At 61.0% G+C, this 24,785-nt stretch carries 22 protein-coding genes; 12 read left to right on the top strand and 10 right to left on the bottom strand.

From position 1 onward, the window contains the following. Positions 1-130: 130 nt before the first annotated feature. From ACB037_RS04240 to ACB037_RS04230, 3 genes are all read left to right on the top strand, one after another. Positions 131-541 carry a CBS domain-containing protein gene (locus ACB037_RS04240; protein WP_010675511.1) on the top strand — a complete coding sequence of 137 codons (411 nt, stop codon included), beginning with the start codon at positions 131-133 and terminating at the stop codon, positions 539-541. Positions 542-870: 329 nt separating this feature from the next. Then, entirely contained in the window at positions 871-1,971 is a 1,101-nt protein-coding gene (locus ACB037_RS04235; protein ID WP_029314791.1) for a porin, read from the top strand. 335 nt (positions 1,972-2,306) lie between these two features. Further along, positions 2,307-3,251 carry a chemotaxis protein CheV gene (locus tag ACB037_RS04230; protein WP_041212426.1) on the top strand — a complete coding sequence of 315 codons (945 nt, stop codon included), beginning with the start codon at positions 2,307-2,309 and terminating at the stop codon, positions 3,249-3,251. An 86-nt stretch (positions 3,252-3,337) separates the two neighbouring features. Here ACB037_RS04230 and ACB037_RS04225 read toward each other — a convergent pair whose 3' ends face one another. Then, a complete protein-coding gene (locus tag ACB037_RS04225; RefSeq protein ID WP_319907159.1) occupies positions 3,338-3,946 on the bottom strand; it encodes an arylesterase in 609 nt (202 codons plus the stop codon). A 57-nt stretch (positions 3,947-4,003) separates the two neighbouring features. On the opposite strand from ACB037_RS04225, the gene ACB037_RS04220 reads away from it, so the two are divergent. Next, the gene (locus tag ACB037_RS04220; protein WP_042016058.1) at positions 4,004-4,714 is read left to right on the top strand and encodes an ABC transporter ATP-binding protein; all 711 of its coding nucleotides are present in this window, start codon (positions 4,004-4,006) and stop codon (positions 4,712-4,714) included. Positions 4,715-4,778: 64 nt separating this feature from the next. After that, entirely contained in the window at positions 4,779-7,220 is a 2,442-nt protein-coding gene (locus tag ACB037_RS04215; protein ID WP_049636604.1) for an ABC transporter permease, read from the top strand. 42 nt (positions 7,221-7,262) lie between these two features. On the opposite strand, the gene ACB037_RS04210 is transcribed toward ACB037_RS04215, so the two are convergent. Then, positions 7,263-8,168 (bottom strand): TIGR01777 family oxidoreductase, encoded by a 906-nt coding sequence (locus tag ACB037_RS04210; RefSeq protein ID WP_371174923.1) that lies wholly within the window; start codon positions 8,166-8,168, stop codon positions 7,263-7,265. A 246-nt stretch (positions 8,169-8,414) separates the two neighbouring features. Between ACB037_RS04210 and ACB037_RS04205 the strand changes: the two genes are divergently transcribed. Further along, positions 8,415-9,956 carry a cyclic diguanylate phosphodiesterase gene (locus ACB037_RS04205; protein ID WP_039040184.1) on the top strand — a complete coding sequence of 514 codons (1,542 nt, stop codon included), beginning with the start codon at positions 8,415-8,417 and terminating at the stop codon, positions 9,954-9,956. A gap of 65 nt (positions 9,957-10,021) precedes the next feature. Here the strand turns inward: ACB037_RS04205 and ACB037_RS04200 are convergent, their stop codons facing one another. Both ACB037_RS04200 and ACB037_RS04195 read right to left on the bottom strand, forming a co-directional pair. Then, positions 10,022-11,203: a PLP-dependent aminotransferase family protein gene (locus ACB037_RS04200; protein ID WP_268451377.1), complete on the bottom strand. Its 1,182-nt coding sequence runs from the start codon at positions 11,201-11,203 to the stop codon at positions 10,022-10,024. Between the two features lie 199 nt (positions 11,204-11,402). Continuing rightward, positions 11,403-12,470 carry a M28 family metallopeptidase gene (locus ACB037_RS04195; RefSeq protein ID WP_045525680.1) on the bottom strand — a complete coding sequence of 356 codons (1,068 nt, stop codon included), beginning with the start codon at positions 12,468-12,470 and terminating at the stop codon, positions 11,403-11,405. Positions 12,471-12,730: 260 nt separating this feature from the next. Here ACB037_RS04195 and trmB point away from each other — a divergent pair, with 260 nt between their 5' ends. The 4 genes from trmB to ACB037_RS04175 all read left to right on the top strand — a co-directional run bounded on the left by trmB (position 12,731) and on the right by ACB037_RS04175 (position 16,142). Further along, complete coding sequence (trmB, locus tag ACB037_RS04190; RefSeq protein WP_010675501.1) at positions 12,731-13,444, top strand: tRNA (guanosine(46)-N7)-methyltransferase TrmB; 714 nt, start codon at positions 12,731-12,733, stop codon at positions 13,442-13,444. Positions 13,445-13,470: 26 nt separating this feature from the next. After that, positions 13,471-13,803, top strand: a complete 333-nt coding sequence (locus ACB037_RS04185; protein ID WP_371174922.1) for a YggL family protein — start codon at positions 13,471-13,473, stop codon at positions 13,801-13,803. Between the two features lie 96 nt (positions 13,804-13,899). Then, positions 13,900-14,820: a glutaminase B gene (gene glsB / locus ACB037_RS04180; protein ID WP_371174921.1), complete on the top strand. Its 921-nt coding sequence runs from the start codon at positions 13,900-13,902 to the stop codon at positions 14,818-14,820. A gap of 38 nt (positions 14,821-14,858) precedes the next feature. Next, on the top strand, positions 14,859-16,142 hold the full coding sequence (locus ACB037_RS04175; RefSeq protein WP_371174938.1) for a sulfurtransferase: 1,284 nt from the start codon (positions 14,859-14,861) through the stop codon (positions 16,140-16,142). Between the two features lie 82 nt (positions 16,143-16,224). On the opposite strand, the gene ACB037_RS04170 is transcribed toward ACB037_RS04175, so the two are convergent. The 6 genes from ACB037_RS04170 to ACB037_RS04145 form a co-directional block, all read right to left on the bottom strand. Next, a complete protein-coding gene (locus ACB037_RS04170; protein ID WP_048207000.1) occupies positions 16,225-18,312 on the bottom strand; it encodes a YjbH domain-containing protein in 2,088 nt (695 codons plus the stop codon). Further along, positions 18,312-19,061 carry a capsule biosynthesis GfcC family protein gene (locus ACB037_RS04165; RefSeq protein WP_041212433.1) on the bottom strand — a complete coding sequence of 250 codons (750 nt, stop codon included), beginning with the start codon at positions 19,059-19,061 and terminating at the stop codon, positions 18,312-18,314. Before ACB037_RS04165 ends, ACB037_RS04170 begins: the two co-directional genes overlap by 1 nt. Then, entirely contained in the window at positions 19,058-19,702 is a 645-nt protein-coding gene (locus ACB037_RS04160) for a YjbF family lipoprotein (RefSeq protein WP_371174920.1), read from the bottom strand. Before ACB037_RS04160 ends, ACB037_RS04165 begins: the two co-directional genes overlap by 4 nt. 66 nt (positions 19,703-19,768) lie before the next feature. Then, positions 19,769-20,011 (bottom strand): hypothetical protein, encoded by a 243-nt coding sequence (locus ACB037_RS04155; protein WP_199770528.1) that lies wholly within the window; start codon positions 20,009-20,011, stop codon positions 19,769-19,771. A gap of 107 nt (positions 20,012-20,118) precedes the next feature. Then, the gene (locus ACB037_RS04150; protein ID WP_371174919.1) at positions 20,119-21,078 is read right to left on the bottom strand and encodes a Wzz/FepE/Etk N-terminal domain-containing protein; all 960 of its coding nucleotides are present in this window, start codon (positions 21,076-21,078) and stop codon (positions 20,119-20,121) included. Between the two features lie 47 nt (positions 21,079-21,125). Next, positions 21,126-23,666, bottom strand: coding sequence for an SLBB domain-containing protein (locus ACB037_RS04145; RefSeq protein ID WP_371174918.1), 2,541 nt, complete (start codon positions 23,664-23,666; stop codon positions 21,126-21,128). A 269-nt stretch (positions 23,667-23,935) separates the two neighbouring features. Between ACB037_RS04145 and ACB037_RS04140 the strand changes: the two genes are divergently transcribed. Both ACB037_RS04140 and ACB037_RS04135 read left to right on the top strand, forming a co-directional pair. Then, positions 23,936-24,337 (top strand): hypothetical protein, encoded by a 402-nt coding sequence (locus tag ACB037_RS04140; protein ID WP_371174917.1) that lies wholly within the window; start codon positions 23,936-23,938, stop codon positions 24,335-24,337. A gap of 205 nt (positions 24,338-24,542) precedes the next feature. Continuing rightward, positions 24,543-24,749, top strand: a complete 207-nt coding sequence (locus ACB037_RS04135) for a YgdI/YgdR family lipoprotein (RefSeq protein ID WP_010675497.1) — start codon at positions 24,543-24,545, stop codon at positions 24,747-24,749. Positions 24,750-24,785: the final 36 nt, after the last annotated feature.

The raw sequence follows: 24,785 nt of genomic DNA, 5'->3' as shown, positions 1-24,785 counted from the left end.
TCGATTGAAGGAGAGAAACTGGCGCGGATCTTACGTGAAATGACACAAATTTGCACTTGAGGGCGGGGGGGATGGCTGCCGCCGGAAAAACGTGTCATAACAGAGACATCTGGGGGGCAGGAGGCTGACCATGTTGATTAAAGAGATCATGACGACCCGGGTCGCGACCGTTTCCATGGATGACAGGCTGAGCGTCATCAAGGAGATCTTCGAGCAGGCCCATTTCCGCCACCTCCTGGTGGTGGAAGAAGAGGAGCTGGTGGGGGTCATCTCGGACCGGGATCTGCTGCGTGCCATCAGCCCCTATCTGGACACGGATGCCGAGATGAACCGGGACACCGAGACCCTCAACCGGCGCGCCCACCAGATCATGAGCCGTGAACCCATCACCGTCTCCCCCGAACGCTCCCTGAAAGAGGCCGCCGGCCTCATGCTGGAGCACCAGATCTCCTGTCTGCCTGTGCTGGAAAACGGCGCCCTGGTGGGCATAGTGAGCTGGAAGGACCTGCTGAGGGTCATGCGCGGCTGGCAGCCGGTCTGACGAGGCGGGGAACATAAGCGGGGAGTCCGTGTCGCCCGGCAGGGCTCCCCTGCTTCTCGCTATGCTGAAGGATTAAACTGCATTAATCAGGCTTTTCAGATAACTTGTGTTTAAAATATGATTTTTTATGGTCATAAATTCTACCAGTGTCATTTCATGTGACACTATATGTCGCGGCGTCAGCTCGAATTGATGCTTTTATAATTAATCGTTCGCCGCTTCAGTTCCCATCAAGGTTTCCGGATCTACCTTAGGCCATCGGCACATCAACCGATCATCACGACCGAACTCTGGTCTGACAGAGAGTGCTTACACCTGAGGAAAGAACAATGAAAAAGACAGCATTGACGATGGCCATCTCCAGCCTGCTGCTGGCCGGTGGTGCACAGGCCGCCAACGTTTACGATCAGAATGGTACCAAACTGGACATCGGCGGCCGCGTCAACGGCATGTACTACGGCACCGATGACAATGCCACCGAAGGCGATGCCAGCTACCTGCGTCTGCACATCGCAGGTGAAACCAAGGTTGACGAGGATCTGACCGCGTTCGGCTTCGCCGAGTACAACCTGCCGGTCTCCGGTTCTGACAACGACGAGCTGCGTTACGCCTATGCGGGCATCAAGCACGATCGCTTCGGTGCCTTCAGCTACGGCCGCCAGGACGGTCTGTTCACCAAGGCGGTGAACAACTACACCGACGTGCTGCCGGAGTGGGGTGGTGATGGTCTGGGCAAGGACACCGAGGTGTTCGGTACCGGTCGTACCAACGGCCTGGCCCAGTACATGTACAACTGGCAGGGGCTGACCCTGGGTGCCCAGTTCACCGGCAACAACGACCCGCAGAACGCGAGCCGCAGCGAGCGCGTCGGTCCGAACAGCACCTGGAGCCCGAAAGGTTCTTCCGAGGGGTATGCCCTCTCTGCCAACTATGACTTCAACATGGGCCTGAGCCTGGGTGCCGCCTACAACCAGGCTGGCAAGACCGACGAACAGGCCGAGAACGTGAGCTTCGGCGGCGACAACGACGCCAAGCTGTTCGGGGTGGGCGCCAAGTATGCCGTCGGCAACCTCTACATGGCCGCCACCTACTCCCACGGTGAAGATCACCTCTTCGTGGACACCGGCTCCCTGCGCGGTTACGCCGAGAAGATGGATGGCTACGAAGCGGTCGTGCAGTACAACATCACGCCGAAGTTCAAGCCCTCCCTGGCCTACCTGCGTACCGACGTGAAGGACAGCGCTCACGGCATCGATGACACCGCGACCGAATACGTCTCCGTGGGTGCCTGGTACAACTTCACCGACAACTTCAATGCCTACGTGGACTACAAGATCAACCTGCTGGACGAAGTGGGTTCCACCGGCAAGAACAGCCTGAACAAGTCCACCGACGACATCGTCGCCGTGGCCCTGCAGTACAACTTCTAAGTCGTCCCGGACGCACTGCACATCCCAGGACCGGCCCATGTGGCCGGTCTTTTTGTTGCTGGCGGGCCGCGCTGGATGACAAGAGCGGCACGCCGGGGTTCAGCAATGGCCCTGTGTGGTCGATACCCTTGTTGTCGGGGCCGGTGCGTGGCTGTGCTTGCCATGAGGCAGTGATGGGGCGATGATCACGCCCCGTGGTCAAGATCCTATCTTTCCTCGACGCTTTTCATTATTTCTATATAGGCTTGCGTTGTCCCGACAGGGAAAGCGGGGCTGGTTGGCATGTCGCAGCTCCGGTGCGGGGCAATTTCGGGAAATGGACGTAAGGGCGTTATATGGCGAGCATATTGGATTCAGTGGATCAACGTACCCAGCTTGTAGGGGAGAATCGCCTGGAACTGCTGATGTTCCGTTTGGGTGCCCAGCAACTGTTTGCGATCAACGTCTTCAAGGTGCGGGAAGTGGTCAAGCTGCCCCATCTGAACAAGATGCCAGGGTCCCACCACAACATCAGCGGCGTCGCCAACATTCGCGGCGTCTCCATCCCCGTCATCAACCTGCGCGGTGCCATCGGGATGCGTCCCATGGCCATCGATCAGGAGTCCAACCTCATCATCACCGAGTACAACCGCACCATTCAGGGGTTCCTGGTGGGGCAGGTGGCCCACATCGTCAACATGACCTGGAAGGACATACTGCCGCCGCCCCGTTCGGCGGGTCGTGCCAACTACCTCACCGCCATCACCCGCATCCCGGAAGGGGGCGTCGACCAGATCGTCGAGATCATCGACGTGGAGAAGGTGCTGGCGGAGATCATCACCTATGACGTGCGCATCTCGTCCGAGGTGCTGGACGAGGAGATCCTGCCCCAGATGCAGGGACGTCGGGTGCTCATCGTCGATGACTCCAGCACGGCCCGCAACCAGGTGCGCGAGACCCTCGCCCAGCTCGGGCTCGAGGTCATCGAGTGCCAGGACGGCTTGCAGGCCCTCAAGCTGCTCAAGGGGTGGTGCGATGCGGGCAAGAAGGTGACCGACGAGATCATGCTGATGATCACGGATGCCGAGATGCCGGAGATGGATGGTTATCGCCTGACTCACGAGGTGCGCAGCGATCCGCGCATGTCCGATCTCTTCATCACCCTCAATACCTCCCTGAGCGGCAACTTCAATGAGGCCATGGTCAAGAAGGTGGGGTGTGATCGCTTCATCTCCAAATTCCAGCCCGACTTGCTGGTGGACGTGGCACAGCAGCGGATGCGGCAGATCCTGGGCCGTTGAACCCGGCACGCCGAACCATGAAAAAGCCCCCGCCATGCGGGGGCTTTTTGCTGGGCAAGGGGAAGGCCAGGGGCCCGGCCACCGGGCTATTGTGTCAGCAGAGGCTCGACAAAGCGGGCGACCTTGTCGCGGATCCGGGGCTGGGCGGCGGCCGTCGGGTGCAGTCCATCGTTCATCATGAGTTCAGGGCGCAGCACAATATCATCCAGAAAGAAGGGCATCAGCGGCAGGTCGTTGGCCTTCGCAAGATCCGGGAAGATCTGCTCGAACTGTTGCAGATAGCGCGCCCCATAGTTGCGGGGCAGCAGGATCTGGGTCAGCACCGTCTTCGCCTGGTGCGCCCGGGTGAGCTCGATCATCTTGGTCAGGTTGGCCCGGGTGATGGCGGGAGCAAAGCCCCGCAGCCCGTCGTTGGCGCCGAGTTCGATCAACACCCAGTCCGGTTTGTGGGTTTCGAGCAGGGCGGGCAGGCGGGCCAGGCCGCCCTGGGTCGTTTCACCGCTGATGCTGGCATTGATGAGGGTGTGTGCTCCCCCCTGCTGCTGCCACTTTTCATTGAGCAGGGCAGGCCAGCTCTGTTCGGCCTGCATCTGGTAGCCGGCACTCAGGCTGTCGCCCAGTACCAGCAGGGTCTGGGCCTGGACGGACGCCGCCCAGCAGCACAGGCAACTCACGGCAAACAAGAGACGCATCATGCAGTCAACTCCCACGTTCTATTGTCATTACAGGTTCAGGCAAACAGGATACCCAAGATGAGTTCAACGCCCATTATCGCCGTCAGGGGGCTCGGTAAAACCGTTCGCCTCGGTCAGGAAAGCCTCACCATCCTTGAAGGGATCGATCTGCAAGTCAATACCGGCGAGACGCTGGCGCTGGTCGGTGCGTCCGGTTCCGGCAAGTCCACCCTGCTCGGTTTGCTGGCCGGTCTCGATCTGCCGAGCAGCGGCGAAATAGAGATCCTCGGCCACTCCCTCACCCGGCTGGACGAGGAGGGACGCGCCAGGCTACGGGCCGAGCAGGTGGGGTTCGTGTTCCAGTCGTTCCTGCTGCTGCCCACCCTGAGCGCCCTGGAAAACGTCATGTTGCCGGCCGAGCTGCGGGGGGAGACCGACAGCGAGCCCCGTGCCCGGGAGCTGCTGGCCCAGGTCGGTCTGGGAGAGCGGTTGCACCACCTGCCGCCACGCCTCTCCGGCGGCGAGCAGCAGCGGGTCGCCATTGCCCGTGCCTTCATGACCCGCCCCAGCCTGCTGCTGGCGGACGAGCCCACCGGCAACCTCGACAGCAAGACCGGGGAGACGGTGATCGAACTGCTGTTTCGTCTCAACCGCGAGCACAACACCACCCTGGTGGTGGTGACCCATGACCATGAGCTGGCCCAGCGCTGCCAGCGGCAGCTGGTGATGTCAGCCGGGCGGCTGGAGGCACAGGCTGTCATGGCGGCCAGGGTGGGAGAGCTGTCATGAGTCATTGGAGACAGAGCTGCACCAGGCGATCGTTGGCAGCAGCATGGACGGTGAGGGAGGCGTCATGAGTCAGTGGCGACTGGGATTGAAGCTGCTGCGCCGGGAAGGGTTCAGCGGGGAGCTGCGCTGGTTTGTGCTGGCGCTGGCGCTGAGCGTCGCCTGCGTGCTCAGCGTGGCTCTGGTGGCGGATCGGCTGGATGCGGGGCTCAAGGCCTCCGGGCGGGATTTCATCGGAGGGGACAGGGTGCTGCGCTCCGCGACGCCGGCACCGGCAGAGTGGCTGGCGCAGGCGCATCAGGAGGGGCTGGCCGTGCAGACCACGGTCAGCTTCAACAGCATGCTGTTTCACGGTGATACCCTGCAACTGGCCTCCATCCGCGCCGTGCCCGGGGATTTTCCCTTCTACGGCAAGCTGGAGCTCACTCCCCAGCGCGCCCCGGCGCCCGGCGAGATCTGGCTCTCCGCCAGGGTGATGCAGCTGCTCGGCGCCAAGGTGGGGGAGGTACTCGAGGTCGGCAACACCCGGCTGACGGTGGCAGGGGAGCTGGGCCAGGAGCCGGATCAGGGGTTCAGCCCCTTCCAGATGGCGCCAAGGGCCTTGATCCACAGCGCCGATATCGAGGCGACCGGGGCCCTGCTGCCGGGCAGTCGCCAGCAGTGGCGCTATCTCGTCAAGGGGCCCCGTGACGCCATCACCCGCTATGAGGCCTGGCTCAACCCCAGGCTGAGCGCCGGGCAAAAGCTCGTCAAACCCGACGATCAGGGTACCCAGGTGGGGAAATCCCTGGGCAATGCCGAGCGCTTCTTCCGTCTGGCATCCCTTGCCGGCGTGCTGCTCGGCGCCCTGGCCATGGGGATAGCGGTGCGCCATTTCGCCGAGCGCCAGACCAACATGGTGGCCCTGCTCAAGACCCTGGGGGCCTCGCGGCGCACCCTGTGGCAACTGATGGGCACCCTGCTGTTCTCCCTGACCCTGGTGGGGGCCCTGATGGGGCTGGTGGCGGGCAGCGCCATGCAGTGGCTGACCCTGAACCTGCTGGGGGATCTGCTGCCTGCGGATCTGCCGCCCCCCTCCTGGCGACCCTTCGCCCTGGGCCTCGCGGTCGCCTTCTTCATCACCCTGATGCTGGCGTTCGTCCCCTTCCTGAGGCTGCTCAAGGTACCGCCGCTGCGGGTGCTGCGCCGGGAGCTGGAGGCGGGGATCCCCCCCTGGCTGACGGTGCCCGTGGGGCTCATCGGGCTGTTTGCCCTGGTGTGGGGCTTTACCGCCGACATCAGGCTGGCCTGCGGGCTCATCGGCGGCATGGGGGTGTTGATGGCGCTGCTGGCCCTGCTCGCCTCCGTGCTGCTGCGCCTTGGCAGTCGGCTCAAGGGGCCCCATGCCCTGCGCCTGGCCATCAATCACCTCTCCCGTGAGCGGGGCAGTGGTCTGTTCCAGCTGGCGGGTTTCGCCCTGGCCCTGATGCTGTTCGGGCTGCTGTGGGCAGCGCGGGTCGATCTGCTGGAGGATTTTTCCACCCGGTTGCCTGCCGACGCCCCGAACCGCTTCCTGGTCAATGTGGCGGACAGCGAGCGGGAAGGGATCCTGGCCGATCTGCACCAGGCCGGGGCCATCACCTCGGACTTCTACCCCATGGTGCGCGGGCGCCTGACCCGTATCGCCGGTGAGGCGGTGGGGGAGGATGCGGCGCGGGAGGGGGTGGACAGGGAGCTCAACTTCACCACCACATCGGCCCTGCCCGCCGACAACAAGGTCACTGCCGGTCAATGGCTGGCCGGCAAGGGGGAAGTCTCCGTCGACGAGGCACTGGCGGGACGGCTCGGCATCGCACTCGGCGACGTGCTCGGCTTCACCATAGAGGGGCGGGCGTTCGAGGCCAGGGTGACCAGCCTGAGGTCCATCAAGTGGGACAACATGAGGCCGAACTTCTACATGATCTTCTCGCCGGACGTGCTGGCCCCCTTCTCCCAGACCTGGCTCGGCAGCTATCGTCTGCCGCCTGAGGGGCGAGGGGCAGAGGTGGAACTCATCCGCCGCCACCCCACGGTGAGCCTCATCGATGTGGAGGATCTGATAGGCCGCCTCACTCTGGTCTCCGATCAGGTGAGCCGCGCCCTGGGGTTGATGCTCGGGCTGGTGACGGTGGCCGCCCTGCTGGTGCTGCTGACCCAGACCCAGGCCGGCATGGCCCATCGGCGCCGGGAGCTGCTGCTGATGCGCACCTTGGGGGCGGGCAGCGCCCTGCTCGAGAAGATGTTGCGCTGGGAGCTGGTGGCGAGCGGTGCCCTGGCAGGGCTCTGCGCCGCCATGGTGGTGGAGCTCTGCTCCTTCGGTCTGCAGTGGTGGTGGGAGGGGGCGCAGTGGCAGTTCCACTGGGCCATCTGGGCTGCACTCCCCCTGCTTGGGGCCGTGCTGGTGACCCTGGCCGGACAGGGCATGCGCCGCCAACTGCTGGCGGGTACCCTGAGCGACCGGCTCAGGGGACTGGGGCAGGGGCTGCTCTGATGGCTCGACACATCCCGACCTCGGTCGGGATGTGTCATTGGGTCAACGGGGTGAGTGCAGCAGATTGTCCAGAGCGCCGGGCAGAGCCGGGAAGCTGAAGTGAAAACCGGCCTGCTGCAAGCGGGCGGGCAGTACCTGCTGTCCGGTGAGCAGCAGATCCGCCGCCTCTCCCATCAGGAGTCGCAGGAGGGGGGCCGGTACGAAGAAGAGGTGCGGGCGATGGAGCGTGGCGGCCAGGGTCTCGCTGAACCGGCGATTGCTGACCGGTTCCGGGGCCGTGCCGTTGAAGATGCCGTCACACTCGCCGTGCTCGATGAGAAACAGCATGGCCCGCACCAGATCCTGCACGTGGATCCAGCTCATCATCTGGGTGCCGCTGCCCATGGGGCCGCCGAGGCCCAGGCGGTAAGGGGGCAGCATCCTGGGCAAGGCGCCCCCCTCCATGCCGAGTACCAGGCCGATGCGCAGGATGCAGACCCGGGTCTGGGCCGAGCGGGCCTGCTGGGCAAGCTGCTCCCACTGCTGACAGAGACGGTGGGTGAATTCGTCGTGAGGGCTCTGGCATGTTTCATCCAGAGGAGCGTCATCCTGGCGGCCATACCAGCCGATGGCGGAGGCATTGAGCAGCAATCTGGGGGGCGTGCTGGAGAGTTTGACGAGATCTACCATCTGTTCGGTCAGCAGCCAGCGGCTGTTGCAGAGCAACTGCTTGCGGGACTCGCTCCAGCGTCCGGCGGCGATGGGTTCGCCGGCCAGGTTGATGACGATGTCCACGTCATTGAGGTGATCCAGCCTGTCCAGGCTGTCCAGCAGGGTGACATCGTGGCCGAGCAGCTCGTAGGCCCGGCTGCCCTGGCGGGTCAGCACGACGACTTCGTGCGCCACCTTGAGGTGTGCCACCAGACGGCGGCCGATAAACCCCGTGCCCCCCGTGATCAGTATCTTCATGTCCTGCCTCCCTGACGCTCTAGGGTCTACTCTAGAGCCTGGGTGCCCGATGGACAAGCTCCTGTTTTTATGAGCATTATGATTTTTGTCTCCCAAGACGCCGCCCCCTTTGTCCAGGGGGTTGCCGGGCGTTGCGACCACGGGGGGGCGCCGTGGCGCGGCGGTATCAGGGGCTCATTCCGGCTTGCCAAACGGGCGCCAGCGGGTAAAATCGAGCGCTTTTTCGCCATGTTCATGAGGGCCGTTATGCCATTTCGACGTTTGAAGGTGCGTCAATTCTATGTCCGGCTGCTCTGTGCCTTGCTGGCCGGTCTGTTGCCCATGCTCCTTGGGCTCGTCATCGTCATCTGGCAGACCGCCACCGGCGTGAAACAGGATGCGGTGGCGCGCCTGGAACATGCCAGGGTCATGTTCGACCGCACTCTGGACAATGCCCAGTTGGCGGCGTCGGCCCTCACCGGCAGCCTGGGCAGGCCCTGTCTCGAGGTGGTGCAGGGGCTCAGGGATCAGGTGGCCACGGTGCCGGATGTGCGCAGCGTCAACCTGGCCAGGGGGGATCGGATCTACTGCTCTTCCCTCTATGGCCCGGTCGATGGCGGCATCAAGCTGGATGACTATGTCGGAGGCAGGCTCGACCTGATGAAGGGCAACCCGGTCACCCCGAATCGCCCCCTCATCGCCTACCGGGAAGAGGTGGGCGAGTTCAGCGTGCTGGTGGGGGTCGACGGCTACTACCTGCTCAACATCCTGGACATGCTGAGCCGCAACTCCCCACTGGGGCTGGTGGTCGGCAACGAGATGCTGCTGCGAAACAGCGAACTCACCGACAAGCTGATCCCCAAGGATCGCAATGGCTATCTCGAACAGGTCTCGACCAGGTACCCGTTCAAGGTAGTGACCACGGTGTCGGTGGATGAGTACCGTGCCCACATCTGGGACTACTCCAAGGTGGGCGTCATTATTTATCCTCTGCTGAGCCTGCTGCTCGGGGTGGCGGTCTTCTGGCTGATGGGCCGTTCGACGTCGCCGGCCCAGGAGCTGAAACGGGCACTCTCCCAGCAGGAGTTCATCCCCTATCTGCAACCCGTGGTGAACGGGGAGGACGGCCAATGGAGCGGTTGCGAGGTGCTGATGCGCTGGCAACACCCCCGTCAGGGGATGATCTCGCCGGATCGCTTCATTCCCCTGGCAGAGGACAGTGGCCTCATCGTGCCCATGACCCGGTTGCTGATGGCGCAGGTGCGCGAACAGTTTGCGGGCAAGGCGCACCATCTGCCGCGAGGGTTCCACTTCGGCTTCAACATCAGCGCCAGCCACTGCAAGGATCTGAGCCTGGTGGAAGATTGCCGGGATTTCATCAACGCCTTCAAGGGGAATCCCATCAAGCTGGTGCTGGAGCTGACCGAGCGCGAGCTCATCGTGGCGGACGAGACGACGGACCGGCTCTTTGCCGAGCTGCATGCCCTCGGGGTCTTCATCGCCATCGACGATTTCGGCACCGGCCACTCCAGCCTGACCTACCTGCAGACCTTCCAGGTCGACTTCCTCAAGATCGATCAGAGCTTCGTCGGCATGATTGGGTCGGACGCGCTCTCCAGCCACATCGTGGAGAACGTCATCGATCTGGCGACCCGGCTCGGTCTGCAACTGGTGGCGGAAGGGGTGGAGAATCAGGTGCAGGCCGACTATCTGAAGGCCCGCGAGGTGACCTTCCTGCAGGGCTACCTGTTTGGCAGGCCCATGCCCATGAAGGAGTTTGTCAGCCAGCTGGCCGGGCAGGGGCGCTGAGGGGAAAGCGCGAGGCAAAAAAAAAACCAGCGACCGGGTCGCTGGTTTTTTTATGGCCGGATGGCTCAGAGCATGCGGGCCAGGGCGCGGCACAGACGCTGAACACCCTCTTCCGTGGTCGCCTCATCCACACAGGAGAAGCTCAGGCGCAGGGTATTCTGGATCTCGGGGCGCACATAGAAGGGGGCGCCGGGCACGAAGGCAACCTTCTCCTTGATGGCCTCGTCGAACAGGGCCATGGCACTGACGCTGGACGGCAGGGTCAGCCAGAGGAACATGCCCCCTTCGGGACGGGTGTAGCTGACGCCGGGCGGACAGTGGCGGGCGAGGGCGGCTTCCATGGCGGCACGCTGGCGACCATAGACCTCCTTGATCTTCTCCAGGTGAGCGTCGAGGGAGTTGTCGGTCAGGAAGCGGTGCAGCACCTGCTGGCTGAAGGCGTTGCTGTGCAGGTCGGTGGCCTGCTTGGCGATGGTGACCTTCTTGCGCAGCCAGTCCGGCACCACCATCCAGCCCAGGCGGAAGGCGGGCACCACCGTCTTGGAGAAGGACCCGAGCAGCACGGTGTTGTGGGGGGCCAGCTTGGCGATGGGAGGGAGGTGTTCTCCCTCGAAGCGCAGCTCGCCGTAGGGGTCGTCTTCCACCATCAGCAGATCGTGGCGCACCAGGCGCTCCGCCAGGGCCTCGCGGTTGGCGCGGCTGTAGGAAACACCGCTCGGGTTCTGGAAGTTCGGCACCCCGTACAGCAGCCTGGCACTGGTACCCTGCTCCAGCAGCGCATCCAGCGCGGCCAGATCCAGCCCCTCTTCACCCAGGGTGATGGGCTTGAAATTCGGTTGATAGACGGAGAACGCCTGGATGGCGCCAAGGTAGCCCGGCTCTTCGATGATGAGATCCTGCCCCTCGTTCACCAGCACCTTGCCCAGCAGATCCAGCGCCTGCTGGGAGCCGCTGGTGATGAGGATGTTGTCCGGATTGACGGCCATGCCGTGGCGGCTCAGGTAGCGATCGGCGATGAACTGGCGCAGCGGGGCAAAGCCCTCGGTGGTGGCGTATTGCAGCGCGGCGGCTCCCTGCTCGCGCAGCACGTCCTGGCACGCTTGCTCGATGGCCTTGACCGGGAACAGATGGGGGTTGGGCAGGCCGCCGGCGAAGGAGATGATCTCCGGATTGGCGGCAACTTTGAGGATTTCGCGGATAAAGGAAGGCTCGACCTTCTCGAAGCGCTGGGCAAAAAACGGCTGCATAGGGTTCTCTCTGACTAGGTGGCGGTCGCTCCATTCAACCGCCAGGTTATCCGTTTGTATCAGATTTCAGAAATGAGGCAATGGCTGTCACAAAAATCCATAAAAAAGGGCAGGTTTGGCACCTGCCCGAATTTTATCGTCCCGACCCCGGCCGGGGGCGCAAAAACCCCTGTCAGGGGGACATCGGGCGAGATGGGGGTCAGAGCCCCGGCGCCTTGAGGAAGCGGATCATCAGGTCGGTATTGGCCCCGAGCTGCTGCTCAATCCGGCCCGGGAAGAGCTCGGCCATCTTGTCGAGACGATCATGCTCCGTGTGCCAGATCTTGCCCCACTGGGTCTCGCTGTCCCGGTCGCAGGCGCTCTTGGTGGCGTCGTCGTAGCAGTCCCACAGCGCCGGATTGGTGCTCTGGGAGTAGCCGTCATAGCCATCTTCCCCGTTGATGGTGAAGTTGGTGGCCTCCACGTAGGCGATGGGCACCCCCAGGCAGGCAAAGGGGGCATGATCGGACCAGCTGCCGGTCTCCCCTTCCGGGTAGCCGCTGTAGCTGGGGTGGATGGCAAACGGGGTGGCGGTCTGCTGGGAGATGGCCAGCAGGCGATCGCGCACCTTGGGATCGAAGCTGTAGCGGCTCGGGTCGGCGCAGTTGTACTCGGCCACGTCGGAGTGGGCCGAGTGGACATAGACGATGTCGCCCCCGGCGATGGTGTCGTAGTTCACCATGGCCAGCAGCTTGGCGACGGCATCGGTGTCGAGACTGGCGGCATAGGCTCTGGAGCCGTTGAGGCCGTTTTCCTCGGCGCCGAAGAAGGCGAAGCGCACCGTGTAGGGCAGGGTCTCTCCCTTGAGTGCCTCGGCAACCGCCAGCAGGGCGGCGACGCCGGCCCCGTTGTCGGTGGCACCTTCGGATCCTTTCTTCTCGCCGGTGCTGTCATAGTGGGCACCGATGAGAATCACCTTGTCGCTCTGACCCTTGAGCTCGGCGACGATGTTCTGGGAGGTTCGGTCTGTGCCGCCCCGGGTGTAGGTGAATGGCTGGTTCTGCACCTCGTAACCCCAACCGGTCAGGTGATCCTGGATCCAGGCGGCGGCGCGGGTTTCGGCCTCGGTGCCCGTGGGACGAGCGCCTATCCCTTCTGCGCCAGAGCTCAGTTGCACCAGAAATTCATGGGCCTGAGCCGCGGGGGCAGGGGGTTGGGAGTCGTTGTCAGAGGGGTTGCAACCGGCCAGCAGGGCAGGCAGGACGAGGGCCAACAGGGTTTTCTTCATACTGCAATCCTTTGTTGTATATGGTTTTATTTTTCCGCGTCAGGATGAACCTGACGTCCGGCAGATTCTGTGAAGGGGGTGGCATTTGTCAACCTTGCCGGTGGAAGTGGGCAGTCCCGGGGGATTTGTTGTGGGAAACACTTGCGCCTTGTGCCTATCTTGGGATAATTCGCTCCCCTGTTTTTGCGAACTGATGCAATAACGAGCGATCCATTTATGTCGGCTCTGTTCCAGAGCGATGCAATAACGAGCAATTTACTATGTCTGTGACCCAAGATGTGTTTAACGAAGACGGCAAGTTCATGCGCAAGATCCGCAGCTTCGTCCGTCGCGAAGGCCGCCTGACCAAAGGGCAGGAGAAGGCCCTGGAAGAGCTCTGGCCGGTCATGGGCATCGATTTCGCACCAGAGCCGCTCGACATGGTGGCCCTGTTTGGCCGCGAGGCACCCGTGGTGCTGGAGATCGGGTTCGGCATGGGCGCCTCCCTGGTGGAGATGGCCAAGAACGCCCCCGAGAAGAACTTCATCGGCATCGAGGTGCACTCTCCGGGTGTGGGCGCCTGCCTTGGCACCGCCCAGGAGGCGGGCGTCACCAACCTGCGCGTCATCTGCCACGATGCGGTGGAAGTGCTGGAGCACATGATCCCGAACGGTTCTCTCTCCTGCCTGCAGCTCTTCTTCCCGGACCCCTGGCACAAGAGCCGCCACCACAAGCGTCGCATCGTGCAGCCTGCCTTTGCCCAGGATATCCGCCAGAAGCTTGCCATCGGTGGCGTCTTCCACATGGCCACCGACTGGGAGAACTACGCCGAGCACATGCTGGAGGTGATGAGTGCCGCCGAGGGGTACGAGAACACCTCCGCCACCGGCAACTGGGTGCCCCGTCCCGACTGGCGCCCCCTGACCAAATTCGAGCAGCGTGGCCATCGTCTGGGCCACGGTGTCTGGGATCTGATTTTCAAACGAGTCAACTGAGTCAACGTATCAACTAAGGAGCTATCATGGCCAACCGTAGCCGCCGTCTGCGCAAGAAACTGCGCGTCGATGAATTCCAGGAAATGGGGTTCGACATCAGTTTCAACTTCCCGGTCGGCACCGCCGAAGAGACCATTGATGCCGTGGTCGATGCGCTGATCGACGAGGTGATTGAGCCTCGCAAGCTGGCCTTCGCCGGCTCGGGTCACCTGGCCTGGGAAGGGATGATCTGCACCCAGCAGCTCGGCAAGTGCACCGACGAAGACCGTTCCGCCGTTCAGACCTGGCTGCAAGGCAAAGGGCTGGAGGCCGTGCTGGTCACCGAGCTGTTCGATCTCTGGTACGGCGAGCCGGCCTGATATCTGACTGCCTCCCGGGCAGATAGAAAATCCCGCCGCCGGCGGGATTTTTGTCGGTGGGCTGGCCCCGCCTCGTTTCACGTCATGGAATAGCCAATGGTGTTGTCATCCGAATTACTGGCCGGCATCCTGGAAGAGGTGCGTCCGCTGCTCGGGCAGGGGAAGGTGGCCGATTACATTCCCGCCCTGGCCCAGGAGCCTGCCGACCGGCTGGGGATCGCGGTCTGTACCGTTGAAGGGGAATTGTTCACCGCAGGTGACGCTTTCGAGCCCTTCTCCATCCAGAGTATCTCCAAGGCCCTGAGCCTCACGCTGGCCTTGACCCTCTATCAGGAGGAGGAGATCTGGGCCCGGGTGGGCAAGGAGCCCTCCGGTCAGCCGTTCAACTCCCTCGTCCAGCTGGAGTTCGAGCAGGGCATTCCCCGCAACCCCTTCATCAACGCCGGTGCCCTGGTGGTGAGCGATCTACTGGAAACCCGGCTCACCGCTCCCCGCCAACGCACTCTGGAACTGGTGCGCCGCCTGTGCGGCAACCCGGCCATCATGGCGGATCAGGTGGTGGCGCGCTCCGAGTACCAGCACTCCGCCCGCAATGCCGCCATCGCTTATCTGATGAAGGCCTATGGCAACTTCGAGAACGAGGTGGACAAGGTATTGCAGAGCTACTTCAATGCCTGCGCCATCCGCATGAGCTGCGTCGATCTGGCACGAGCCTTCGTCTATCTGGCCAACCGGGGCGTCCCCCTTGGCGAGAGCACGCCCCTGCTGCCGGCCCGTACCACCAAGCAGGTCAATGCCCTGCTCGCCACCTGCGGCCTCTATGACGAGGCGGGCGACTTCGCCTACCGGGTCGGCATGCCGGGGAAATCCGGGGTGGGGGGCGGCATCATGGCGCTGATCCCGGGAGAGCTTTCCATCTGCGTCTGGTCACCCGAGCTCAACAAGGCGGGCAACTCCCTGGCCGGGACGGCGGCGCTGGAGCTGCTGGCCGAGCGCCTGGGCCGCTCCATTTTTTAACTCTCTTCACTATGCATCGAGACGACATCATGAAACGAATGACTGGACTGTGGCGAAGCTGCCTGACCGCCTTGCTGCTCTGGTGTGCCTGGCCCGCGCTGGCCGCCGAGCTGCCCCCGCTCTCCCTGGCGGATGCCAAGGGCAAGGAGGCGGTGATCCTGGATACCCGCCCGAGCTATTTCTATCAGGGCTGGCCCATGGACGGGGAGAAGCAGGGGGGCCATGTAGCCGGTGCCGAGCTGCTCTCCGCAGAGTGGAAATACAGTGACGAGGAGTGGCCTGCGGCACTCGCGAGCAAGGGGCTGAAGGCCGACAAACCCGTCGCCCTCTATGGCACCCCTCGCGAGGTGGCCGAGGTGGCCCGTCTGCTGCGCCAGCAGGGCATCAAGCAGCTGTTCGAGCTGCAGGACTGGAAAGAGGCGCCCCGGGAGCATCTGGCACGCTGGCAGCAGCTGGTCCATCCGCTCTGGCTGGCAGACTTGCAGGCAGGCAAGCCGGTCATCGCCGCCCCCAAGGGGGAGTGGAAGGTGTTCGAGGTGGACTGGGGATCCCCCAAGGCCTATCTGCTGAGCCACATTCCGGGAGCCGGCTACATCGACACCAACCGGCTGGAAGGGGAGCCGCTGTGGAACAAGGTCTCTGACGAGGCGCTCAAGGCGCTGCTGCTGGAGAACGGCATCCGTCATGACACCACCGTCATCCTCTATGGCCGCAACACCATGGCGGCGGCCCGTGCGGCCCATCTGATGATGTATGCGGGGGTCGAGGATGTGCGGCTGCTGGATGGCGGGCTGGAGGCCTGGTTCGTGCAGCATCTGCGCACCGAGACCGGGCTGGCCAACAAGTTCACCCCGGCCAAGGAGTTTGGCGTGGCCATCCCGGCCCATCCCGAGTACTACACCACCCTTGACCAGGCCAAGGCCCTGCTCAAGCAGCCGGACGGCGCCCTGGTCAGCGTGCGCACCTGGGACGAGTTCGTGGGCAATACCTCGGGCTACAGCTACATCAAGCCCAAGGGGGACATTCCCGGGGCCAGATGGGGTCATGGCGGGGTGGATGCCAACAGCATGAGCGACTTCCACAACCCGGACGGCACCATGAAGCCCGCCCGCGAGATCCTCGCCATGTGGGATGAGTGGAATATCGAGCCGACCCAGCAGGCCGCTTTCTACTGCGGCACCGGCTGGCGCGCCTCCGAGGCGTTCTTCTACGCCTGGTTGATGGACTGGAAGCGGATCAGCGTCTACGACGGCGGATGGTTCGAGTGGAGCATGGATCCGGCCAACCCCACCGTCACCGGCGAGCGCAAGCCGGGCAACTGAGACGGCAAAGCCGAGCAGCGGAAATAAAAAAGCACCTTCATGGAAGGTGCTTTTTTTGTCTGCAAGGCATGGTGAACCGGGATCAGAAGGAGGCCACGCTGGTCTGGTCGTAGAGGCCGTACTTCCTCGACAGCATCTGGCCGCCGTCCCGGGTCAGGGGGACCCAGCTGATGTTGGCGCTGTCGATGGTGGACTTGAACATCATCAGGTCGAACGGGATGGTGATGTAGAGGCCCTTGGTGAAGCTCCCTTCGCCGTACTCTTCTGCCGACACATTGGTGAAGGTGGCAAAGAAACCGGCGCTGATCCCCGAATCAAAGGTCTTGGCGAAGTTGAACGTGGCGCCATAGTCCCCCGCGAGGTAGCGACCCACCGAGATCTGGGCGGTCACCTTGTCCAGAAACGCCGGTTGCCAGTAGGTGGTGACATGGCCGGTGGCGATCTGGTAATCGGCGAGCTGGAGGGTGTTCTCCCAGTCCCGCTGCCTGACCAGGTTGAGATCGGCGCCGATGGCCCAGTTGCGGTTGAAGGGGCGATACAGGGCCTCCCCGCCGACACCGGCATACATCATCTCCAGATAACCGCCATAGGCCTGGCCGTACCAGCCATCGGCAAACTTGTCCATGTGGGTGAGCTGCAGGTTGTTGAGCAGTACATTCGATGACGTCACGTACTCCCGCACCCAGGTACGGACCCGGGGCAGGGCCTCTCCATCGGGCGGCGGCTCGGTGTAATTGAACTTGTCATAGTTGTTGACGAGGTTGACGAAGACGGTGCTGCTCACCCAGTCGTGCTCGGTCATGTGCCAGTCGGTGTTGGCATTCAACCCGAGCTGGTACATGTAGAAACTCTCGGCTCCCCCGATGGACTGGCTCAGCTTGGGCACTATCTTGAAGTCCCATGAGCGGGGTTCGGCTCCATGGCGCAGTGTGCCTTCGACGGGGGCCGGTGGCTGGCGGCTGACCTCGATCTCTTGTGTCTGGCCGAGGGGGAGATCGCTGTTGGCACGACGCACGGAGTCGAGATCGACTCGGCTCTCCTGCAGGGGCATCCCCTGCTTCTGCTCGATGATGCGCAGCTCTTTCACCGTGGAAGGCAGGGCATTGACGGCCAGCAGGGTGGCTCGCTGCTCGCTTTGGGCCTGATCCCTGTATCGGGTCTGCTCTGCCTCCAGCGTCAGGGTCTCCTTATCACTGTAGAGTGAGGCCTGTTGCCAGCCCCCATTGCTGGCCAGCTGGGAAGAGAGCGTCGACCAGTCGACCTGCTCCAGGGAGTCGACCTGGCTGGCCTGATAGGCCGGAACGGGGGGATCCATGACCTTGGGCAGCGACAGGGAGGGGTCGTTGAAGTTGGTATGCCATGTCAGCCCCCACATCAGGGTATTGCCGCGCTGATAGCTGAGGTGCATGTCGAACACATCGTAAGGCTGGTAGACGATGCCCACATTGATGGGAGTGCTCTGAACGATGGCCCCCGCCGACTCGTGACTGTAGTCGTTGCCCTCGTATTCGAGCTTGAGCCTGAGGGGCTGCCAGGGGGTCTGGTACTCTATCCCTCCATAGAGGGCCGCCGGGCCATGGAACAGGCTGCCGAATTCAAACTTGCCGCCGCTGCCCGAGAAGCCGTCATCACGCTGACACCAGCCTTCACGGACCTCACAGAAGGGGTTCTTGATGTTGCCGCTCTGACCCATGTTTCCCCACGCCATTCCCAGGGTGAAATCAAGGTTCTTGTAGCGTTTGCTGGCGACGATGTATTCGCTGTCAAAGAGCCCGGTCCCCATCACATCGCGCAGTCCCACAGAGACCTGTGGGCGCCAGGTGGATTCGGTCCAGAGTCGGGCTTTGACATCCAGCCCCTTGTCCTTGTAGGTCTGGTCGCCACTGAAATTCTCGTCATTGCTGTAGAGCCGGGTGCGAATGTCGGTGTATCTCAGGGTGGCTTCCAGCCAGGAGAATGGCTGCATGGAGATGGACCAGCGCCGGTATTCCTGGTCATCCATGTAGTTGAATGAAAACTCGCCTTCCGGAGCCATGCGTGCCGTCGGCATCTGGAGCAGGCCCACGCCACCAAAATCACTCTGGGTGGGGAGGAGAGGCGAGAAGCTGTCCGTGTTGGCAAACGCGAAGGGGGAGGCAAGCAGCGAGAGAGTGGCGATTCTGGTCAGCATTACTCGGGTATCCGATTAGCAATCATGTCGGCAATACGGAGATTGATGTTCTTGAACTGGGCAGGCAACAGCGCCGGATCGAAACCGGCAAACAGGGTTGCACCCGGCATGGGCTCGATATGGTATTCGTTCCACACCGCGACGGGGGACAACTGGACGCGGCCATCCGGCTGGATGAGATAGACCTCGCCAGGGTTGGCGCCGGGTAGCAGACTGTGGCCCTGCCAATATTCAGCCAGCCCCTTGGCGGGTTCATGGGGCATGGACCTGCGACTGTTGATCAATCCCAGCAGGTAGAGGCTGGATGGCCTGCGAGAGAGATAGAGAGAATAGTCGCCAGACAGACGAGGGTTGTTTGCAGGCTCCACTCTGCTGAGATCCGGATCCAGCTTGATGTCAATCCGGCCGGCCACATCGAGCTGATCCAACTCGCGCAGCAGTTGCTGGGTGGCCTGAACCAGACCGCCCTGATGCGCTCTCATCCAGAAAACCTGGAGGGCTTTCAGATCGCTGAGCAGCTGTTCTTTGGCTTGCTGTGCAGACTCATCTTGGGCGGGGGAGGAGATGATGGCGGCAGGCCAGTAGACGTCGCCGGGCAAGCCGGGCGCATTCAACAGTTGTTCCAGACGCTGGCTATCGGAGAGGGAAATGGTGGTCTTGCTGGCATGGCCGACCATCACCCGGGTGATGCTGTCGGCATGAAGCCATGGGGCATAGCCAATCAGAAGCGAGAGTATGATTTTTTTCATGGTGCATAGGGCTTGGTGAAGACCATCTCGATGGTGCTGTTGTCAGGGCCGATGTGCTGAATGGTTTTTCTGACCAAGCCCGTCTTTTTGTCCAGCCAGTAATAATTCTGCCACGTCAGGTCATCCTTCCCCGACTGGACCGTCTCTTCGTAGAGGGAGGTCGTCAGCACGGCGCCATTGATATCCAGATTTTCATCAGCCAGCTGTTTGAAGGTGGTGTGGAGGTTTCTTCCGCTGTGGCGAAGTTGCGCCCATTCGGCCAGATAACTGAATTGGGCATCGCCGGGAATGACGGCCTGACTCAAGGGATCAGCCATGGTGGCGGCGAAATAGCGAAGATCATTATCCAGCTTGAGCGTCTTGGTAATTCGACCATGTTCGGTCACTATCAAGCCTCTGTCGCTGCTGACCCAGGAGAGGCGATCCCCCTCGGCAAAGGCGAGCACGAGCAATATAGTGGGTCTGTCGTCAATGGTGAGCAATGCACTGGCATAGGGCAGCTTTTCGATGGCTTCCGGGGTAATGGTTATCTCATTATCCGCAGTGAAGATATATTTGAGCTGTTGATAGCTATCAACGTTGCTGTCTGCACAGCCAAACAACAACATTGATAGCAATAAAAGAATGCGCTTGATTAGCATGAAAGCATCACTGAGTAAATAGAGAAATAATAAAGACTGCCCTGAGGCAGTCTTTATTTCATTATATCAACGAGCTGTGCTGGTGACAGTCGAGGGGTTGTCGTCGTTGTTGTTGCTGGCAACAGCAACGGCAACACCGATGGCAGCAGCAGCGGCTACGCCAACGGCCAGGGCACCAGCGGTGATGCCACCGACAGCAGCACTGCCAGCAGCACCTGCACCGGCAGCGGCACCAGTGCTGGAGCCTGCGCCAGCAGCGACTTCTTCAGCAGCCATGGTCGGGCTGGACAGGGCCAGCAGTGCAGTCATAATCAAAACACTCTTCTTCATATATTTCCCTTATAAAATCAGAATAGTCGACGATCGTTCTACTCTATTGTGATGGCAAGCCATCGTTTTTGATCAATTTGCATCCATTATTTTTTATCATGACGGAATGCAAATCGAACCAAAATTATCATTACCCCCAACATGCCGCCCAAGAGGGCACCCAATACGACGATGAGTGCCCGTTTCGGCTTTATTTTCTCTTCGGCGATAACGGCAGGGTCAAGCACTTTAAAGACATATTCCTGATTGACTTCGGCGAGCATCAAGGTTTTGGTCTGCTCTTCTATCAATTGATAAAAGACTTTCTGCATATCGGCAACGGAAGTTTTGGAGAGTTGTTCGGTCAAATAGGCGATATTGCGTTTTGACTCCTCCTGATCCCGCTGTTTCATGGTGCTGTTGAGATCGTCGATCAACCAGTCCACCCACTGTTTTGCCAGTTGCGGGGAGTAGAAGTCGACGCTGACGGTCAGCAGCCCTGTCTTGGGGTCGCTATTGAGATTGACCAGACTCCTGAACGCCTTGATGAGCTCCCAGTCAGTGGGCTCGGGAGACCTGCCGGGCGGCATCTCGCGGACCCACTGATGGGACTGGGTGTCATAGACTTCGGGGTCGATGAGCAGCTCCCCCGTGGTTTTATCCATGCCGGTGGCGGCGATCAGGGGGACGGCCAGTTGATGGCGGCGAATGAACTCCCCGAGAAACAGCCGCGACTTGCCCACCTCGATGGCGATGGAAGCCTTGTCTCCTCCTTTGTTGCCCAGATCGACCCCGGCCAGACTGGCCAGCCCGCCGAAGCGGGAGGCCAGCGCGGAGAGTCCTCCCCCCTGTTGTTCAAGGGAGGGGGTCAGGAGCGCTTCGGCACGATAGATGTTGGGACTCCACAGTGCGAAGGCAACGGCGAGACAGGTCGCGATCAATGTAGTGGCAAAGAGCCACCACTTGCCTTGCCACAGGGCAATAGCCAGCTCTCGCAGGTCGATTTCATCGCTTGCCGGAGCAAGCTCCCTCGGCAAGGGAATGACGTTCGCTTTTTGTGCTTCCATGATGATGTGATGAGTCCTATGGAATATGACTGGACGCGTCCAGCGCGTTACTTGATGGCGGACCAGGCGACGCCCAACTGATACATGATCTGGGTCGCCGAAGACATGATGCTCAGGTTGTCCAGATAGTCGGAATCCACCGGCACTATGATGGTGTCCCCCGGCTCCAGGCTCTTGCGTCCGCCAAACCAGCTGTCATTGGGCAGCATCACGCTGCCGTTGGCCTTGATGACATAGACGCGATCGGTATCGGCTTGCTTCTTGGTTCCACCGGCCATGCTGATGTACTCGTTGATGCTGGTCTCCTCTTTGTAGATATGGGAAGAGGGGAACTGCACCATGCCCGCGATGGAGACCACGTTCTGCATGGTCGGGATATAGAGTTTGTCGCCATCCTCAAGCAGGACGTCTGACTGTTTCTCTCCGGCCAGCAGGGCTGGCATGTCGATGGTCATGCGTCCGATGGCCTTGCTGTTTTCCAGCTGGTTGACCACCGACATGGCTTCGGCAGGGGAGCTGCTGTAGTTGGCAATGGTGCTCTGTCTGCGCAAGGTCATGGTCGAGATCTCCTGGCGAAGTTCATCGCGCAGCATCACCAGCCGCTCTTCCTCCTGCTTGCGCAGGGCCTTGCGGGCGAAGATGGCCCCGTTGGGGTTGGCGTAGGTCGTGATGCCACCCACTCGCTCGATCAGATCATGCAGGCTTTCTCCCCGGCGCACGGTGTAAGTGCCCGGGAATTTCACTTCACCGAAGACCTGGACGGTCGCCTCTTCCCGCCACTGGGGATGGGGCAGGACGTTGATGTTGTCCTTGGATTGCAGCAGCGGTGAACCGTAAGGGCTGTTGGCGGTATCCAGCGAGAATCGTTCGTTCTGTACCAGGATACTGTCGCCCCGCTCATTGACGCGGGAGAGTTCGACCACGTTGGCCTGCTCGTTGAATCCGCCGGCGGCCAGGATGGCATCGGACATGCGGCTGTTGTCGGTCAGCGGGTAGAGGCCCGGGTATTTCACTTCACCACGCACTTCCATGATCTTCACCGGCTGACCCAGCGTAGACTGTGCCTTCAGGCGCTCGATGACAGGCGCCAGAAGGGCTTGCCGTGAATCGGCGACCACTGCGTCCGTGGCGGTCTTGTCGGACAGGGAGGAGAGCTTGATCTGAGAGTCATTGCTGAGCTCGTCGGTCTTGACATCGGCGCCTGTGGAGACGTCGGTCCGCATCATGGCTGCGTTGTCCAGCTCTCTCGTCTTGGTCTTGAGATCTTTCACTCTTGTCGAGGTTGCGGCGGTCTCTCTGAGCCGGTCAGTGGCATCGTTGCGGAACACCAGTACCTGGTCCCTGGCCTGGAGTACCACGTCGTCTTTGCTGCCCGGCTGTTGCAGCGCCTTGCCCAGGTTGAACTGGATCACGCTGATATTGCGTTGGGAATCCACTTCCCTGACGACCAGGGCATAGCTCAGGTCGGTCGCTGATAGGAGATCCCGCTGAACGCTCTTGAGCAGGTTGCTGATGCGGGTGCCCGGGGTATAGCTGTAGACGCCATCACGTACCACGGCCCCTTTGACGACGATGGCCTGGCTGTACTCGGTGCTGCTCGGTTTGACCGAAATCTTGTCACCGTCCCGGATGCTGAACTGACGATCATGGCCATTGGCCAGCGTCAGGTTGAAGACTTTCAGACCGGTGTCCGTATGGCGTTCTACCGAGACTTCCTGCAAGGCTGACGCCTTTACGCCACCGGCCAGGGCGAGCACGTCCGCCAGGGGGGCAGAATTTCTCAATTCGTAGATGGCGGGGCGCTTGACCAGTCCGCTGATGGACACTTCACTGCCTTTGGCCGGGACGAAGACGGTATCCCCCGCCTGCAAGCGAATATCCTGGCTGGTATCCCCCCAGACCAGCATCTTGTATAGATCCACATCGATGACTTTCTGTCCGGCCCGCTTGACCTGGATCTTGCGCAGGGAGCCGACGGTGTCGATGCCGCCAGCCGCCTGCAAGACCTGGGTGACGGTCGCCATGCCGCTGACATTGTAGGCACCGGGGCGATAGGCATCCCCCATCACAAATACCTGCATGGCGCGCATGGAACCAAAGCTGATGAAGGAATTGACGCCTATCATCTGCTCCTTGATCCGGGTTTCAAGGTCGCTTCTGAATTGCTGGAAGGTCAATCCACTGGCAGAGATAGGACCGAGACTGGGGAAGTCGATGAAGCCTTCTCGACCGACTCTCAGGTCATAGACCGCGTTTTCCTTGCCATACAGCTGCACATGGATTTCATCCCCCGGGCCAATGACATAATCATCAGCAACGGGCATATCGGTCACGGGGGCATCCAGAATGGGTTCACCGGCGAACACATTGTAACCGAATGGTTGGAGCTCCCCTGGCTGGGCGACCCCTGCGATCAGCGGGCGCTGGGATACCTGGCTATAGTCGACCTCCCGTGGCGCCGCTACCGGTGTTGACGGGGTGACAGGAGTCATGGCGCTGGCATTCTGGAACTGGTCGACAGAAATACCGTATTGCTTGGCCAGAGCCTGTTGCTGATCAGCGGGCAGGCGCTTGAATTGTTCCATCATCTGCGGGCTGATTTGCGGCGCAGCGAATACATTTAAACTAATCGCAGCTAATATCCATGGCGCTGTTATAAATTTCATTTTAGGTAAAGCCTTGCAATGTGTTTGTTCAGATTGCTGAAGATGGTGGGTAATAAATAGCGTGTTTACTCGGTCATCGAGTAAATTAGACTTTCTTTATATATCCGTGAAAAATAACAAGCCCCATATATTAGAACATGCTTGTGTGACGTTTTTATATGCAAGGTACCCAGGTAATGGAAGGTCCGGGTATGCCCAGCGCTCAGCATGAGGAGCAAACCACCCGCAGGGGCAGGGGTGGCATGATTGGTACTTGGGGTCAGTGTGCTGCCCTGTGTACGGCAATTATTGTGCCTTCACTCATTATGCGTGTCACAACGTCCATGCTGGTCAGGGATAAAAAGACATGGCTACCGCATCCGAAGGGCAAATCGGCATGGGATGTATATTTTTTGTTGTTTTTTCAGGTTGGACGACAGTGTACGTCGTATCCCGATGGTCAAAGCGTCAAATTGTTGATTGTATTGGCAATGACTATGAGATTTGTTTTCCGCGCGGAAATTTATCAAAAGTGTATTTTTTTGCAACATATATCAGACAATTCCTATGACCAATCTCGGATTATTCCTTTCTTTGAACAGAAGGCACAATAAATGACCGGGTATGTGACTGCGTGTTGATAATTCAGCATGCCGGACGTAATGACTTTGTTTCTGGTATCTGTGTGGGGGTTTCGTATGGGTTTTGTCTGGTAAGGTTGACTTTTTGCTCTAATTTTGTAGCTGCTGCAGTCTGAAACCCACCCTGAGCTAGGCTTCATCTATCACCGCCAGGGTGAGCGTGAAGAAGGGGAGAGTGATGAAAGCTGTGATGATGCTGATTTGTCTGTTGGGATTGGCGGGGTGCAGCTCCCAATACATCATGAGCACCAAGGATGGCAAGATGATTGCCACCGACAGCAAACCCAGGTTGGACGAGACCACAGGCATGTATCGCTATTACGATGAAGAGGGGCGGGAGGTGCATATCAACAAGGACGACATCACCCAGATCATGGAGCGTTGAGGCTCTCCTCAAGCAACAAGGGCTGCCCGGGGGCAG

The sequence above is a fragment of the Aeromonas sp. S19(2024) genome, assembly GCF_041402625.1.
In the GTDB taxonomy this organism is placed as follows: Bacteria; Pseudomonadota; Gammaproteobacteria; order Enterobacterales; family Aeromonadaceae; genus Aeromonas; species Aeromonas caviae.
This window is presented reverse-complemented; position numbering and strand designations above follow the sequence as displayed.

Coding starts and splice junctions, on each gene's coding strand:
- ACB037_RS04240 (WP_010675511.1), top strand. CDS start 131: ATGTTGATTAAAGAGATCATGACGACCCGGGTCGCGACCGTTTCCATG.
- ACB037_RS04235 (WP_029314791.1), top strand. CDS start 871: ATGAAAAAGACAGCATTGACGATGGCCATCTCCAGCCTGCTGCTGGCC.
- ACB037_RS04230 (WP_041212426.1), top strand. CDS start 2,307: ATGGCGAGCATATTGGATTCAGTGGATCAACGTACCCAGCTTGTAGGG.
- ACB037_RS04225 (WP_319907159.1), bottom strand. CDS start 3,946: ATGATGCGTCTCTTGTTTGCCGTGAGTTGCCTGTGCTGCTGGGCGGCG.
- ACB037_RS04220 (WP_042016058.1), top strand. CDS start 4,004: ATGAGTTCAACGCCCATTATCGCCGTCAGGGGGCTCGGTAAAACCGTT.
- ACB037_RS04215 (WP_049636604.1), top strand. CDS start 4,779: ATGAGTCAGTGGCGACTGGGATTGAAGCTGCTGCGCCGGGAAGGGTTC.
- ACB037_RS04210 (WP_371174923.1), bottom strand. CDS start 8,168: ATGAAGATACTGATCACGGGGGGCACGGGGTTTATCGGCCGCCGTCTG.
- ACB037_RS04205 (WP_039040184.1), top strand. CDS start 8,415: ATGCCATTTCGACGTTTGAAGGTGCGTCAATTCTATGTCCGGCTGCTC.
- ACB037_RS04200 (WP_268451377.1), bottom strand. CDS start 11,203: ATGCAGCCGTTTTTTGCCCAGCGCTTCGAGAAGGTCGAGCCTTCCTTT.
- ACB037_RS04195 (WP_045525680.1), bottom strand. CDS start 12,470: ATGAAGAAAACCCTGTTGGCCCTCGTCCTGCCTGCCCTGCTGGCCGGT.
- trmB (WP_010675501.1), top strand. CDS start 12,731: ATGTCTGTGACCCAAGATGTGTTTAACGAAGACGGCAAGTTCATGCGC.
- ACB037_RS04185 (WP_371174922.1), top strand. CDS start 13,471: ATGGCCAACCGTAGCCGCCGTCTGCGCAAGAAACTGCGCGTCGATGAA.
- glsB (WP_371174921.1), top strand. CDS start 13,900: ATGGTGTTGTCATCCGAATTACTGGCCGGCATCCTGGAAGAGGTGCGT.
- ACB037_RS04175 (WP_371174938.1), top strand. CDS start 14,859: ATGACTGGACTGTGGCGAAGCTGCCTGACCGCCTTGCTGCTCTGGTGT.
- ACB037_RS04170 (WP_048207000.1), bottom strand. CDS start 18,312: ATGCTGACCAGAATCGCCACTCTCTCGCTGCTTGCCTCCCCCTTCGCG.
- ACB037_RS04165 (WP_041212433.1), bottom strand. CDS start 19,061: ATGAAAAAAATCATACTCTCGCTTCTGATTGGCTATGCCCCATGGCTT.
- ACB037_RS04160 (WP_371174920.1), bottom strand. CDS start 19,702: ATGCTAATCAAGCGCATTCTTTTATTGCTATCAATGTTGTTGTTTGGC.
- ACB037_RS04155 (WP_199770528.1), bottom strand. CDS start 20,011: ATGACTGCACTGCTGGCCCTGTCCAGCCCGACCATGGCTGCTGAAGAA.
- ACB037_RS04150 (WP_371174919.1), bottom strand. CDS start 21,078: ATGGAAGCACAAAAAGCGAACGTCATTCCCTTGCCGAGGGAGCTTGCT.
- ACB037_RS04145 (WP_371174918.1), bottom strand. CDS start 23,666: ATGATGGAACAATTCAAGCGCCTGCCCGCTGATCAGCAACAGGCTCTG.
- ACB037_RS04140 (WP_371174917.1), top strand. CDS start 23,936: ATGCCCAGCGCTCAGCATGAGGAGCAAACCACCCGCAGGGGCAGGGGT.
- ACB037_RS04135 (WP_010675497.1), top strand. CDS start 24,543: ATGAAAGCTGTGATGATGCTGATTTGTCTGTTGGGATTGGCGGGGTGC.